Origin of the sequence: Streptomyces hygroscopicus (assembly GCF_026168105.1) — a bacterium.
Taxonomy (GTDB): domain Bacteria; phylum Actinomycetota; class Actinomycetes; order Streptomycetales; family Streptomycetaceae; genus Streptomyces; species Streptomyces hygroscopicus_D.
Genome location: NZ_LBMW01000014.1, coordinates 19,870 through 33,902 on the forward strand (window position 1 = coordinate 19,870; position 14,033 = coordinate 33,902).

10 protein-coding genes are annotated in these 14,033 nt (G+C 70.6%); 3 read left to right on the forward strand and 7 right to left on the reverse strand.

All coding sequences use genetic code 11. The features are described 5' to 3' along the window. Positions 1-99 precede the first annotated feature (99 nt). Positions 100-1,053 (reverse strand): GlxA family transcriptional regulator, encoded by a 954-nt coding sequence (locus tag AAW14_RS15860; RefSeq protein WP_265564419.1) that lies wholly within the window; start codon positions 1,051-1,053, stop codon positions 100-102. 113 nt (positions 1,054-1,166) lie between these two features. On the opposite strand from AAW14_RS15860, the gene AAW14_RS15865 reads away from it, so the two are divergent. Both AAW14_RS15865 and AAW14_RS15870 read left to right on the forward strand, forming a co-directional pair. After that, on the forward strand, positions 1,167-2,033 hold the full coding sequence (locus AAW14_RS15865; protein ID WP_265564421.1) for an SCO6745 family protein: 867 nt from the start codon (positions 1,167-1,169) through the stop codon (positions 2,031-2,033). A gap of 218 nt (positions 2,034-2,251) precedes the next feature. Then, positions 2,252-4,612, forward strand: a complete 2,361-nt coding sequence (locus AAW14_RS15870; RefSeq protein WP_265564423.1) for a Tex family protein — start codon at positions 2,252-2,254, stop codon at positions 4,610-4,612. 252 nt (positions 4,613-4,864) lie between these two features. Here AAW14_RS15870 and AAW14_RS15875 read toward each other — a convergent pair whose 3' ends face one another. From AAW14_RS15875 to AAW14_RS15890, 3 genes are all read right to left on the reverse strand, one after another. Further along, the gene (locus AAW14_RS15875) at positions 4,865-6,505 is read right to left on the reverse strand and encodes an ABC-F family ATP-binding cassette domain-containing protein (protein ID WP_265564425.1); all 1,641 of its coding nucleotides are present in this window, start codon (positions 6,503-6,505) and stop codon (positions 4,865-4,867) included. Between the two features lie 88 nt (positions 6,506-6,593). Beyond that, entirely contained in the window at positions 6,594-7,613 is a 1,020-nt protein-coding gene (locus tag AAW14_RS15880) for an oxidoreductase (protein ID WP_265564427.1), read from the reverse strand. Positions 7,614-7,985: 372 nt separating this feature from the next. Further along, positions 7,986-9,941: a Xaa-Pro dipeptidyl-peptidase gene (locus AAW14_RS15890; protein WP_265564429.1), complete on the reverse strand. Its 1,956-nt coding sequence runs from the start codon at positions 9,939-9,941 to the stop codon at positions 7,986-7,988. Positions 9,942-10,158: 217 nt separating this feature from the next. Between AAW14_RS15890 and AAW14_RS15895 the strand changes: the two genes are divergently transcribed. Continuing rightward, positions 10,159-11,652 carry a M1 family metallopeptidase gene (locus tag AAW14_RS15895; RefSeq protein ID WP_265564431.1) on the forward strand — a complete coding sequence of 498 codons (1,494 nt, stop codon included), beginning with the start codon at positions 10,159-10,161 and terminating at the stop codon, positions 11,650-11,652. On the opposite strand, the gene AAW14_RS15900 is transcribed toward AAW14_RS15895, so the two are convergent. From AAW14_RS15900 to AAW14_RS15910, 3 genes are read right to left on the reverse strand one after another with little or no spacing between them, the layout of a single operon-like run. Then, positions 11,653-12,126 (reverse strand): hypothetical protein, encoded by a 474-nt coding sequence (locus tag AAW14_RS15900; RefSeq protein WP_265564433.1) that lies wholly within the window; start codon positions 12,124-12,126, stop codon positions 11,653-11,655. Positions 12,127-12,143: 17 nt separating this feature from the next. Beyond that, positions 12,144-12,284: a hypothetical protein gene (locus tag AAW14_RS15905; RefSeq protein ID WP_265564435.1), complete on the reverse strand. Its 141-nt coding sequence runs from the start codon at positions 12,282-12,284 to the stop codon at positions 12,144-12,146. Between the two features lie 44 nt (positions 12,285-12,328). Then, positions 12,329-13,795: an amino acid permease gene (locus tag AAW14_RS15910; RefSeq protein WP_265564437.1), complete on the reverse strand. Its 1,467-nt coding sequence runs from the start codon at positions 13,793-13,795 to the stop codon at positions 12,329-12,331. Between the last annotated feature and the right edge of the window lie 238 nt (positions 13,796-14,033).

Below are 14,033 nucleotides of genomic sequence, written 5' to 3' on the forward strand. Positions count from 1 at the left end.
CGTGGTCACGAACTTTCCTCGATGGTCATGGGACTTCCCCTCGGTCATCGGTGAGTGGTCGCCCCTTCCGGGATCAGTGGGTGGTCGTCCCTTCGTCGATCAGCTGGTGGTCGTCGGCCGGAAGCGGCGTCGGTACTCCGCCGGGGGTGCGCCGAGTGCCTTGACGAAGGCCCGGCGCATCGCCTCGGGCGTGCCGTAGCCGCTGGCGCGGGCGATCTCCTCGACGCCGTCGGCGGAGTCCTCCAGGAGTCGGCGCGCGTGCTCGAGTCGGATGCGGTCCACATAGCGGCCCGGGGTCGTCCCGGTCTCGGCCCGGAACGCGCGGGCGAAGTGGCGGGGCGACAGCCTGGCGCGGGCGGCGAGCGACTCCACGCCGAGGTCGCCCTCCGGGTGCTCGCTGATCCACCGCTGGACCTCGCGCAGGGGCTCGCGTTGTGCGGTCTGGGCGGACAGCTGGGCGCTGAACTGGGCCTGGTTGCCCGGGCGGCGCAGGAACACCACCAGGTGCCGGGCGATGGTCAGGGCGGTCTCGCGGCCGAGGTCCTCCTCGACGAGGGCCAGGGCGAGGTCGATGCCGGACGTGACTCCTGCCGAGGTGGCGACGCGGCCGTCGCGGACGTAGATGGGGTCGGGGTCGACCTCGATCCGCGGGTGGTCGCGGGCCAGCTTGTCGCAGTACGCCCAGTGGGTGGTCGCGCGGCGGCCGTCGAGGAGGCCCGCGCGGGCGAGCAGGAAGGCGCCGGTGCAGATGGAGACCAGGCGGTCCGCGCGGGGGCCGTGTTCCCGCAGCCACTGCACCAGGCGCGGGTCGGGGCTTCTGGTGCCCTGGCCACCGGGGACCAGCACGGTGTGCGCGGCGGGTGCGTCGGCGAGGGCGCGGTCGGGGACCAGTGTGAAGCCGCTGGAGGTCCGTACGGGAGCACCGTCCAGGGATGCCGTGACGATCCGGTAGGTCCCGGGGCAGGCGGATTCTGCTCCCGCGAAGACCTCCACCGGGCCGGTGATGTCGAGGCTCTGCACGCCGTCGAGGAGGACGGCCAGGAGGGTGCGCATGCGACGATTCTTGGCGGAGCACACCATGGCCGCAACGACGAATACCCCACATTTTCTGCCATCCCCCTCGCCGCCGTTCCTCGGCGTACCGACCAGTCGGTAACCTTCGGGACATGACCACTACCCTGCCGGAGCGCGCCGGACGGCGCTGCCACAACGTGATCAATCCGCTGCACTCGACGCACTACTTCTCCCCCGATCTGGAACGGGAACTGACCGCCCTGGGCGTCGACGACCAGAGGGCCGCCTACTTCGCGGTGCGGGCCGCTGCCATGGGGCCGGTGGGCGCGGGCGTGGTGACGGCGACGTTCTACAACTTCCGGCCCGAACTGGTGGCCCGACACGTGCCCGCCGTATGGGCGACGGCTTCCCCGGACGCGGTGCTCGCGGCACGCGCGCGTGCCGTCGACGCGACGCTGCGACGGCTGCTCGGCGAGGAGGTCGTCGCCTCCAAGGAGATGAGCGAGGCGGCGGAGCTGGCGTTGCGCGCGGTGGAGGCATGCACCCGGCACGCGCGCCCTCTCTACTCCGCGCACGCCGATCTGCCCGTGCCCGACGAGCCGCACCTGGCGTTCTGGCACGCGGCCACGCTGCTGCGCGAGCACCGCGGCGACGGTCATCTCACGGTGCTGGTGGGCGCGGAGCTCGGACCGGTGGAGGCGCTGGTGACGCACACGGCGACCGGCAAGGGCATGGCCCCGAAGTGGGCCCTGGCCACCCGCGGCTGGAGCAGGGCGGACTGGGACGCGGCGTGCGTGCGACTGCGCGAGCGCGGACTGCTCGACGCGGACGGGGCATTGACCGAGGCGGGCGCCGCGCTTCGCGCCGAGATGGAGGCGGAGACCGACCGCCTCGACCGTGCTCCGTACGAACACCTGGGCGCCGCCGGCGTCGAGCGGCTGACGGAACTGGGGAGCGTCCTGCTGACCAAGGCCCTGGAGGCCGGCGCCTTCCCCGAGGGCATGATCGGCAAGGGCTGAACCCTTGGCCGTCCCGGCCGACACGCCGGGACGGCCAAGGGGGAGGGGAAGTCCGTGTTCCGGGCGAGGGCGAACACGCCCCGTCGGAGGGCCGTCCCGCGAGGCGCCGGGGTCCGGACCGGGGCCCGCGCCCCCGGGATGTCCGCCCTGAGCCCCCGTTGTCGGTGCGACCTGCCACAATTGCCGCGCAACCTCAGTGGAGAAGGCGGTACGGGATCGTGACGACACCCCTCGTAGGGTCCATCGAAGGCAGGATCGCCGAGGAGCTCGGCGTACGGGAGCGGCAGGTGAAGGCCGCGGTCGAGCTGCTGGACGGCGGCTCGACGGTGCCCTTCATCGCCCGCTACCGCAAGGAAGCGACCGAGATGCTCGACGACGCGCAGCTGCGCACGATCGAGGAGCGGCTGCGCTATCTGCGGGAGCTGGAGGAGCGGCGCACGGCGATCCTGGAGTCGGTGCGCGAGCAGGGCAAGCTCACCGACGAGTTGGAGGCCCAGATCCGGGGCGCGCAGACCAAGGCGCGCCTGGAGGACATCTACCTGCCGTTCAAGCCGAAGCGGCGCACGAAGGCGCAGATCGCGCGCGAGGCCGGTCTGGAGCCACTGGCCGAGGGCCTGCTCGGCGACCCGACGGTCGAGCCGCTCGCCGCGGCGTCGGCCTTCGTCGACGCCGACAAGGGCGTGCCCGACCCGCAGGCCGCGCTCGACGGCGCGCGGGCGATCCTGACCGAGCGGTTCTCGGAGGACGCCGACCTGATCGGGGAGCTGCGTGAGCGCATGTGGGTGCGCGGGCGTCTGGCCGCCAAGGTGCGGGAGGGCAAGGAGGAGGCGGGCGCCAAGTTCGCCGACTACTTCGACTTCGCCGAGCCCTTCACCGAGCTGCCCTCGCACCGCATCCTCGCCATGCTGCGCGGCGAGAAGGAGGAGGTCCTCGACCTCGTCCTGGAGCCGGAGGAGCCGACGGACGGCCCGTCGTCGTACGAGGGAATCGTGGCGAACCGCTTCGGGATCGCCGATCGCGGCCGCGCCGCCGACAAGTGGCTGACGGACACGGTGCGGTGGGCCTGGCGCACCCGCATCCTCGTTCACCTCGGCATCGACCTGCGGCTGCGGCTGCGTACGGCCGCCGAGGACGAGGCGGTGGCGGTCTTCGCCGCGAACCTGCGGGACCTGCTGCTCGCCGCCCCGGCCGGCACACGCGCGACGCTGGGCCTGGACCCCGGCTTCCGTACGGGCGTGAAGGTGGCCGTGGTGGACGCGACCGGCAAGGTGGTCGCCACGGACGTCATCTACCCGCACGTCCCGGCGAACAAGTGGGACGAGGCGATCGCCAAGGTCGCCCGGCTCGCGAAGGAGCACGCGGTCGAGCTGATCGCGATCGGCAATGGCACGGCGTCCCGCGAGACCGACAAGCTCGCCGGTGAACTCATCGCCAAGCACCCGGAGTTGAAGCTCACCAAGGTGATGGTGTCCGAGGCGGGCGCGTCGGTGTACTCGGCCTCGGCGTTCGCCTCCCAGGAGCTGCCGGGTATGGACGTCTCGCTGCGCGGCGCGGTCTCCATCGCGCGCCGTCTCCAGGACCCGCTCGCCGAGCTGGTGAAGATCGATCCGAAGTCGATCGGCGTCGGCCAGTACCAGCACGACCTGTCCGAGGTGAAGCTCTCGCGCTCGCTGGACGCGGTGGTCGAGGACTGTGTGAACGGCGTGGGGGTGGACGTCAACACGGCGTCGACTCCGCTGCTCGCCCGGGTCTCCGGCATCTCCTCCGGGCTCGCGGAGAACATCGTGGCGCACCGCGACGCGAACGGCCCGTTCACCTCGCGCTCCCAGCTGAAGAACGTGGCGCGACTCGGCCCGAAGGCGTACGAGCAGTGCGCGGGCTTCCTGCGGATCCGGGGCGGCGACGACCCGCTGGACGCCTCCAGCGTGCACCCGGAGGCGTACCCGGTGGTCCGGCGCATGGTGAAGACGGCGGGCCAGGAGGTCGCCTCGCTGATCGGCAACACGGCGGTGCTGCGGTCGCTGAAGCCGGCCGAGTTCGTGGACGAGACGTTCGGTCTGCCGACCGTGAGCGACATCCTGAAGGAGCTGGAGAAGCCCGGGCGCGACCCCCGGCCCGCGTTCAAGACGGCCACCTTCAAGGAGGGCGTCGAGAAGATCTCCGACCTGTCGTCCGGGATGATCCTCGAAGGTGTCGTCACGAATGTCGCCGCATTCGGTGCCTTCGTGGACGTCGGCGTCCACCAGGACGGTCTGGTGCATGTGTCGGCGATGTCGAAGACGTTCGTCAAGGACCCGCGTGACGTGGTGAAGCCGGGCGACATCGTCAAGGTGAAGGTGCTGGACGTCGACATTCCGCGCAAGCGCATCTCGCTGACGCTGCGGCTGGACGACGAGGCCGCCGCGCAGGGGCCCCAGGGCGGGGGCGGGCGCCAGCAGCGTGGCGGACGTCCGCCGCAGCAGCGCCAGGGCCGCGGCGGTGACCGTAACTCACGGCAGGCCCCTCCGCCGGCCAACAGCGCGATGGCCGACGCGTTGCGCCGCGCGGGTCTGCTCGACCCGAAGAGCGGCCGCCGCTGACACATCCGGGTCCGGACTCTCCGGTACGACACGGAGGGTCCGGGCCTGAGTGGGGCCGACGACTGGGCGGTGTCCGACCATGCGCGTCGGATCAGCGCGCGGCGTCCGGTGCAGGGGGCACCTCCCAGCGGTGGCCGGGGGAGCATCGCAGGGCGGAGGATCTCCCGCGTACTGGGCGTACTCGGGTGTCCGGCAACGCGACGAGGGGCCGTGCCAGGTGCCGTGCGCCCGGCGGGAGCGGTCAGACACCGCTCAGCGTTCGGTCACCTTGCCGTCCGCGACCTCCAGCCGACGGGTCACCCGTACCGCGTCCAGCATCCGGCGGTCATGGGTGACCAGCAGAAGCGTGCCGTCGTAGGAGTCGAGGGCCGACTCCAACTGCTCGATGGCCGGCAGGTCGAGGTGGTTGGTCGGCTCGTCCAGGACCAGCAGATTCACGCCCCTGCCCTGGAGCAGTGCGAGGGCGGCCCTTGTGCGCTCGCCCGGCGAGAGGGTCTCCGCCGGGCGCAGCACGTGGTCCGCCTTCAGGCCGAACTTGGCGAGCAGTGTGCGGACGTCGGCCGGTTCCACGTCCGGGACCGCCACGCAGAACGCGTCCAGCAGGGACCGCGAGCCGTGGAAGAGGCCCCGGGCCTGGTCGACCTCGCCGACCAGGACGCCCGAACCCAGGTCGGCGTGGCCCGCGTCCAGGGGGACACGGCCCAGCAGCGCGCCGAGCAACGTCGACTTGCCCGCACCGTTCGCGCCTGTCACCGCCACCCGGTCCGCCCAGTCGATCTGCAGGGAGACCGGGCCGAACGTGAAGTCGCCGCGTCGTACCTCGGCGTCCCGGAGCGTGGCGACGACCGCGCCCGAGCGCGGGCCCGGCGCGATCTCCATGCGCAGCTCCCACTCCTTGCGGGGCTCCTCGACGACGTCGAGGCGCTCGATCATGCGCTGGGTCTGGCGGGCCTTGGCGGCCTGCTTCTCGCTTGCCTCACTGCGGAACTTGCGGCCGATCTTGTCGTTGTCGTTGCCCGCCTTGCGCCGCGCGTTCTTCACCCCCTTGTCCATCCAGGCGCGTTGCATCTGCGCCCGGTCCTGGAGGACGGCCTTCTTGTCGGCGTACTCCTCGTACTCCTCGCGGGCATGCCGACGGGCCGTTTCGCGCTCCTCCAGGTAGGCCTCGTATCCGCCGCCGTAGAGGTTGATCCGCTGCTGGGCGAGGTCGAGTTCGAGGACCTTGGTCACCGTGCGGGTGAGGAACTCACGGTCGTGGCTGACAACCACCGTCCCGGCCCGCAACCCGCTCACGAAGCGCTCCAGCCGCTCCAGCCCGTCCAGGTCCAGGTCGTTCGTCGGCTCGTCGAGCAGGAAGACGTCATAGCGGGACAGCAGCAGTGAGGCGAGGCCGGCCCGGGCCGCCTGCCCGCCGGACAGGGAGGTCATCGGCTGGTCCAGGCCGACACCGAGCCCGAGGGAGTCGGCGACGTCCTCGGCGCGCTCGTCGAGGTCGGCGCCACCGAGGCCGAGCCAGCGCTCCAGGCCGACCGCATACGCATCGTCGGCCCCGGGCGTGCCGTCGACGAGCCCCTGGGTGGCCTCGTCCATCCGGCGCTGGGCCTCGGCCACACCCGTGCGGCGGGCCAGGAACTCCCGCACCGTCTCGCCCGGCCGCCGCTCCGGCTCCTGCGGCAGATGGCCGACCGTCGCGGTCGGCGGGGACAGGCGCAGCTCGCCCCGCTCCGGAGTGATCAGTCCGGCGAGCATCCGCAGCAGGGTGGACTTGCCGGCCCCGTTGGCACCGACGAGCCCGACCACGTCACCGGGCGCGACGACGAGGTCCAGCCCGGAGAAGAGGGGACGGTCGCCGTGCCCGGCGGCGAGGTTCTTGGCGACGAGAGTGGCAGTCATCAGACCGCCGATCCTAGCCAGCGCACGCTCCCTGGCCCAACGAGCTGAGCACCGGCGGGCCGCGCGGGGGACTCACCCAGCCGCACGCTCAGTGCGCCACCGTGGCCACCAGCACGCTCCCCGGGGTTCTGGCCACCACGAAGGACTCCCCCCTGGCCGCCCTGGGATCGAGCGAAATGCGATGACGGCCCGGTTCCAGGAGGCCGTCGAAGGCCTCATGGGTATGGACGCGGTGCAGACGGTCCTGGCGGTACGTGGTGACGCGGACCCGGCACATGGAGGTGACCTCGAGGTGCGCGGCGCCGCCGGCGACGGCCAGATGCGTGAGCCGCCGCCACTCCACCGGGCCGCGGTCCAGGGCGTGTTCGACCTGGGCGACGAGGAGGGGAACGATCGGCGCGAGGCCCTCGACGTACGCCGCGTCGGCCCCCGCACGCTCGAAGGACTGCCGTACGGCGGCACGTTCCCGCTCGCCCACCGCCTGCCCGAAGACCACGGCACCATAGCCACGCAGCTCCTCCGTGGACACGTCGGAGGCGTCGTGGACGATGTCCGCGCCGATGCCGATGCCCCGCAGTGCGGCGGCGAGCCGGGCCAGGACGGCGACGCGCGGGCCGATCAGCAGGACTCTGCGGCGTTCGGCCGAGCCGCCGTCGAGAAGGGTTCCCAGGGCACGGCGGTATTCGTCGCCGTGGAAACGGAAGGGCCCTATCCCGTGGTAGCCGTTCAGCTCCAGGTCCACCCGTTCCTCGGTCTGCCAGGCGAAGTCACGCCATACGAAGTCGTCGCCGTCCCTCTCGATCACCGCGGTGACGGCTCCGCAGGCGAGGTCCTCGCAGTCGGGGCAACCGTAGATGACATGGCGGCCGCCCTCGAGCGGGGCATCGGCCTCCAGCAGCAGTCCGCGCACCTGCGCGGTGAAGATCGCGGGGGGTACGTCGGAGGCGAGCGGGGAGACGGCGTCCAGGTCGGAGAGCCGGAACAGCAGCGGGTGGCCGTCGACGAGGAAGTCCACGAAGTCCCGGTGCACCTGGTAGTCCCCATTGGCGAGAACGCCGCCGGCACGCATCGCCGGCGCCAGGTCGAAGGTCGCGTACTCGGCAGACATACTGTGAGTATCCCCACACTCCGAGTGATGTGAGCACGGCACACCCGGCTCTTTGGGGCGCATCACCGGCTCCTCCTGCACGACCGGTGTCAGGGGCCCTCGGGCCGCGACGGACGCCGAGTCGGGGATGGGCCCCGGGCACGGAGTCTCCTGATCGACATGTCGATTCATCTGCCTGGCTGCGGCCGACCCGGGTAACCGTCCGACTGGAGCGCGGGGCGCTGCCTGGCGGTGGAGGAGTGATGCACCACCACGGGCAGGGCGGCGCGGGTGGTGTCACGGTGGCGTGGGGGCGCGCGAGAGGCGGCCGGGCTGATACGCCCGGCCGCCTGAGAGACCGTCAGTGGTCGGCTTTGGGCGCGGCTCGCACTCTCACAGGGTCTCTCCCGGGATGCGCCGGACGGCGTGGGAGGTCCGCAATCCGCCCTGTGTGGTGGCCTCGGGAGCGGTCGCCGCGGAGCCGGAGGCGGCGTCCGCAAAGGCGGCTTCCCCTCCCACGAGCGGGACCCGGGCCGCCGTCCGGGACAGGTCCATCGTCAGCGTCGGTGTGCTCGACGGAGGGTCGATGAGGTCCTTGTCGGTCCCCGCGACGATCAGCGCGAGCCGGTGGCCCTTCGGGACGACATGGTCGGTGGCGGCCAGATCCAGCGTGATCGTGTATGCCCTGCCCGGAGTGAGCGGGACACCCTTGCGGATCGAGGCGTAGTGTCCGAGATCGGCCCAGCCACGGCTGAAGACCGTGACAGAGACGGCGGTCTTCTTTGCCTGGGTGACCCTGTAGCAGGCGCTGTCGCCGGTGGCGCTCGCACCCCAGCAGGTGCGGTCGGTGAGCGTGGTGATGCCCTCGCCGGAGTCGGCGTAGTCGCGGATCGTGTCGGGGCCGAGGTCGGCCAGTACGGCGGAAAGGTGGGCCGTGGAGGTGGTCGGCGTGACGGTGACGGTCACCGTGGACGAGCCTGAGACCCTCAGATCCTTCGTCAGGGGCCCGGTGAGGAACCCGGCCTTGCCGGCGGTGGACTCGCCGATGTGCGCGGCCCAGTCGGTCTCGCTGAGCTTGGGGTCGTCGGTGAAGGCCTCGGTGCCCGTGCCCGTGCGCAGTCCGAGGGTGCCCACGCCCGCCTGGGAGCCCCGCCCCGGACGCAGTGTCGTCGTGGCGGTACCCCGGGGCGGCCAGGCCGTGGACGTGACCCATTGGTCGGGGTGGCGCTCGATGTCGGCCGTCGGCTCCCGGTCGATGCCGTTGTCGTAGCCGAGGAGTTCATGGTCGAACCAGCGGTGCAGGGTGTCCACCCACTGGGCGCGCCGGAAGTCGAAGGGGTCGACGTGACCGGTCTGGGAGAGCCAGATCTTGCGCTCTACGCCGTTCTTCGCCAGTGCGTTCCACCACTGTCCGAACTGCTTGGTGCGTACGTTGAGGTCCTGCATGCCATGGACGAGGAAGACGCTCGCCCGGACCTTGTTCGCGTCCTTCGCATAGTCGCGCTCCGTCCACAGCGGGGTCCAGTCGCCGCTGCGCGGCGCTCCGTCGACGAGCTTGCGCTGTGCCGCGGCGCACTTGGCGTGGGCGTCGGGGCTGTCGACGTAGTCCGAGAGCGAGTCGGGACCCGAGTCGTAGAACGGGGCGCCCTGGGCGAAGAAGTAGTCGTACCAGGAGGAGATCGCGCTGATCGGCACGATGGTCTTCAGTCCCCTGACTCCGGTCGCGGCAACGCCGTTGGCGATGGTGCCGTCCCAGCTCTTGCCGATCATGCCGGTCCTGCCGTTGGTCCAGGTCGCCCTGGCCGCAGTCGTGCCGGTGCGGGTGGTGTAGCCCTTGGCGCGGCCGTTGAGCCAGTCGATCACCGCCTTGGCCGACTGGATGTCGGAGCGCCCGCCGACGTCCGCGCAGCCGTCGGAGCGATTGGTTCCGGCCAGGTCGACGCCAACGAAGGCGTAGCCGCGCGGCACGAAGTAGTTGTCGTAGAAGAGCGGCATCTGGACGACATGGCCGGCCGCGTCGTACGTCTTCTTCTGGCTCTCGTTGCCGCGCCCGCAGCAGGAGTAGTACGGGCTGGCATCCATGATCACGGGAATCCTGCGGCCCTGCGCGGCGGGTTCGCGCGGCCGGACGATGTCGACGGCGACGCGATCGGTCTTCCCGTCTCCGTCGCCGTCGAGGCCGGTGTCCACCCAGACGGACTCGCGGATGGCGTTCCCGTACGAGTAGACGGGCCGACTCTCCCGTGGCGCGCCGTGGGCTGCCGTCGGGGTGAGGAAGGCGGCCAGCAGGGCGGCGATGGCCGCCGTCGCGAGCGGTCTCCAGATCCTGAGGGGCATGCGTTGTGGCATGCGCGGGACGGTACAGGGGTCAACTCCCGTGCAGAAGAGGGCAGCTGACGACACGCGGGGTGAACGGGGCAACATGACCGGGAAAGCACTGTGGGACCGCATTGCTCATGACGGCCGGATGGCGATCGTGTGACAGCGGGTGCCATGGACATGCCCGGGGCCCCCGGGACTGAATAGGCTCCGAACAGATCTCGTGCCCCTACGACTTGGAGCTCTCGTGCACCGCAGACTCATCGCCCCGGGCGCGCTCGCGGCGGCTTCCCTGTTGCTGGCGATCCCGGCATCGGCCGCCGACTACCGGCCCGGTGCTCCGGGTATCGGCGACCCCTACTACCCGTACTACGGCAACGGCGGATACGACGTCTCCCACTACGACCTTCGCCTGAAATACCAGCCGAAGACGGACGAACTGGAGGGCACCGCGACCGTCCTGGCCACCACGACGCAGGATCTGTCCCGCTTCGACCTGGACTTCCTGCTGGATGTGAGCGAGGTACGGGTGAACGGCGCGAAGGCCGCGTACACCACCTCCGGCCAGCACGAACTGCAGATCACCCCGGCCACCCCGCTGCCGAAGGGCACACCGCTCACCGTCGTGGTCCGCTACAGCGGCGTGCCGTCGACAAAGAGCGCATACGGCTTCAACACCTGGCACCGCACTCCGGACGGCGCGGTCGCGGCCGACGAGCCCGAGGCGGCGTGGTGGTGGTTCCCGAGCAACGACCATCCGCTCGACAAGGCCACGTACGACGTGTCGGTGGCCGTGCCGGACGGCACCCAGGCGATCTCCAACGGAACGCTGCAGTCGACGAGTTCGAAGCTCGGCTGGACCCGCTACAACTGGCGGTCCGACAAGCCGCAGGCGACCTATCTGGCCACGCTCGCGATCGGGAAGTTCGACATCACGACCGGGAAGACGTCGGACGGGGTCCCGGTCGTCAACGCCTACAGCAAGGATCTCGGCGCCAACGACGGGGCCGCGCGGGCCAGCGTGGAACGCACCGGGGAGATCGTCGACTGGCTGACCGGCTACTTCGGCCCGTACCCGTTCAGTTCGGTCGGCGGGTACGTCCCGAACACGACCACCGGGTACGCCCTGGAGACGCAGACCCGCGTGTACTACAGCCCCAAGCAGTTCGCGAGCGGCTCGAACACGTCCGTCGTCGTGCATGAGCTGGCGCACCAGTGGTACGGCGACGACGTGTCCCTGAAGGGCTGGAAGGACATCTGGATCAACGAGGGGTTCGCGCGGTACGCCCAGTGGCTGTGGTCCGAGCACGAGGGCGAGGGCACGACGCAGCAACTGGCGGACTACGTGTACGCCTCGCACCCTGCCGACGACGCGTTCTGGACGGTCAAGCCCGGTGACCCGGGCTCTGACAACCAGTTCGACATTGCGATCTACGACCGCGGCGCGCTCGCCGTCCAGGCCCTGCGCAACGCAGTCGGCGACGACGCGTTCTTCGCCATCCTGAAGGGCTGGCCGAAGGACCACGCCTACGGCAACGCCTCGGTCGCCGACTTCCAGAGCTACGCGGAGAAGGTGTCCGGGAAGCCGCTGGCCGCCCTGTTCGACACCTGGCTTTTCCAGCCGTCGAAGCCGACCGCACCCTCGGCGCGCACCGCATCCATCGCCAGGACCTCGGCCGCTACGGCCCAGCCGAAGTCGTGGAAGAAGATCGAAGCGGCCAACGACGTGCACACGGGCTGATCAGCCGCGCTCAGCCGGGGTCCGGAGCGGCTCGCCCATGATCCGGCCCGCCAGGTCCGAGGCCAGCTCCGCGGCATGCACGCGGAGCTCGGCCTCGGCCAGGGTCCGGTCGGTCCGAATGCGAGAACCGGCCTCGGCGAGCAGGGCATCCCGCTCCCGCAGCCCCTCGGCACGAGCGTCGGCGATCAGGGCGGACCCTTCTTCGACAGCCTGCTGCCGGATCCGGGCGGCATCGTGGCGCGCCTCGGCGAGCAGCGCCGCGGCCCTGGCCTGTTCGTCCTGGGCGAGGGCGCGCACCTCCTCCGCGCGGGCCGCGGCACCCTGGATCGCGTCCTCGCGGGCCTCGAGGACCCGGTTCATCCGGGGCAGCAGCCTGGTGGTCATGAGGAACACCACGGCGAACAGCAGCAGTGCGGCGAGGACGTCCTGGAGTTGGGGGTTGAGGGGGCCTATCGGGTAAGGGATGAGATCCATGCCCGGGACCTACCCGCTCACATGTGCAGCACGACGCACATACGCGCCATTAACTGGCTGAAACCAACCCCTGGTCCGGTCCGGTCCCGCCCCTGCTCCCGGTGACCCTCGTCCGGCACGACGGTGGCGTCACCCCGGACATACACGATCTCCGACATGACGCCACCGCAGGCGCTGCCAACTGACGGCGGCCGTGAGGCTGCTACTTCGTGAGGTCGGTCAGCTCCTGGTCCGTGCTCGTCGCGATCCGGCGGCGCAGTGCGAACCAGCCGCCGACGAGCAGGACGGCGATCACGGGGATGAGCAGCAGCGTCTTGCGGCCGACCTCGGGGTCGTTCCACATGAGGCCGAGAACGGCCACCAGGAAGACGATGGTGGCGATCTCCGTCACCGGGCTGCCGGGCAGCCGGAAGGACGGCCTGGTGACCAGGCCCGCCTTGGCGCGGCGGACGAAGACCAGATGGCAGATCATGATGATCACCCAGGTGCTGACGATGCCGAGGGAGGCCACGTTCAGCACGATCTCGAAGGCCTGGCTCGGCATCAGATAGTTCAGGCCGACGCCGAGCACGCACACCGCGCAGGTGAGCAGGATGCCGCCGTAAGGGACCTGGCTGCGGTTCATCCGCGCCGTGAACTTCGGCGCCGAGCCCGCCATGGCCATCGAGCGCAGGATGCGGCCGGTGGAGTAGAGGCCGGAGTTCAGCGAGGACATCGCGGCGGTCAGGACGACAAGGTTCATCACGTCGCCCGCCGCTGGGACGCCGATCCTGGACAGCACGGTGACGAAGGGGCTCTCGTCCGCGGAGTACACCGAGCCCGGCAGCAGCAGGGCGAGGAGGACCACCGAACCGACGTAGAAGAGGCCGACGCGCCACATGATCGAGTTCACCGCGCGCGGGACGACCTTCTCGGGCTCCGCCGTCTCGCCCGCGGCGACACCGACGAGTTCCAGGGCCGCGTACGCGAAGATCACGCCCTGCATCACCAGGACGACGGGCATGAGCCCGTGCGGGAAGACCCCGCCATGGTCCGTGATCACGCTCGGACCGGGCTTCCGGCCGCCCACGTCGTGCTGCGTGGCCAGCAGGAAGATGCCGACGAACATGAAGCTCACCAGCGTGGCGACCTTGATGATCGCGAACCAGAACTCCATCTCGCCGAAGATCTTCACCGAGATCAGGTTCACGGTCAGGACGACCGCGAGGGCGACCAGGGCCAGCACCCACTGCGGGATGGGCGTGAAGAGGCTCCAGTAGTGCGTGTAGAGCGCGATGGCGGTGATGTCGGCGATACCGGTCGTCGACCAGTTGAGGAAGTACATCCAGCCGGCGACGTACGCGCCCTTCTCGCCGAGGAACTCGCGCGCGTACGACACGAAGGACCCGGACGACGGCCGGTACAGGACCAGCTCGCCCAGGGCGCGGACGACGAAGAAGGCGAAGACGCCGCAGACCAGATAGGCCAGCGCGAGGGCGGGACCGGCGTTGTGCAGCCGGCCGCCGGCGCCGAGGAAGAGACCGGTGCCGATCGCTCCGCCGATCGCGATCATGTTGACGTGGCGGGCCTTGAGGTCCTTGCTGTAGCCGGCGTCGCCGGCATCCGCGGGCGTCCGGGTGGCATCGCTGTGGGCTGCCACCGCGGCCGTGTTCACGGCGTCCTTGCTCACGAGTGGATCTACTCTCTGGTGCGCCCGGCGCGGGGGTGGTGCGCGGGTGTCCGGATATGGCTCGGCCCGGGCCGCCGCCGATACGGCACAGAGACCACCAGTGATGCGGCACAGACCAACGGCTCACCTTCTCCCGGAGAGCGTCCGGTATGCGATGGCAGAGGTCACACCGCGGCCCTTCTCACAAGTTCTTCGCAAGATCATCGGCTGAGGGTCACACGATCGCCGGCCGCACCGT

What these genes read in the sequence shown, in the direction of transcription:
- AAW14_RS15900 (WP_265564433.1), bottom strand. Translation starts at nt 12,126, where the DNA reads ATGGATCTCATCCCTTACCCGATAGGCCCCCTCAACCCCCAACTCCAG.
- AAW14_RS15905 (WP_265564435.1), bottom strand. Translation starts at nt 12,284, where the DNA reads ATGTCGGAGATCGTGTATGTCCGGGGTGACGCCACCGTCGTGCCGGAC.
- AAW14_RS15860 (WP_265564419.1), bottom strand. Translation starts at nt 1,053, where the DNA reads ATGCGCACCCTCCTGGCCGTCCTCCTCGACGGCGTGCAGAGCCTCGAC.
- AAW14_RS15875 (WP_265564425.1), bottom strand. Translation starts at nt 6,505, where the DNA reads ATGACTGCCACTCTCGTCGCCAAGAACCTCGCCGCCGGGCACGGCGAC.
- AAW14_RS15865 (WP_265564421.1), top strand. Translation starts at nt 1,167, where the DNA reads ATGACCACTACCCTGCCGGAGCGCGCCGGACGGCGCTGCCACAACGTG.
- AAW14_RS15890 (WP_265564429.1), bottom strand. Translation starts at nt 9,941, where the DNA reads ATGCCACAACGCATGCCCCTCAGGATCTGGAGACCGCTCGCGACGGCG.
- AAW14_RS15880 (WP_265564427.1), bottom strand. Translation starts at nt 7,613, where the DNA reads ATGTCTGCCGAGTACGCGACCTTCGACCTGGCGCCGGCGATGCGTGCC.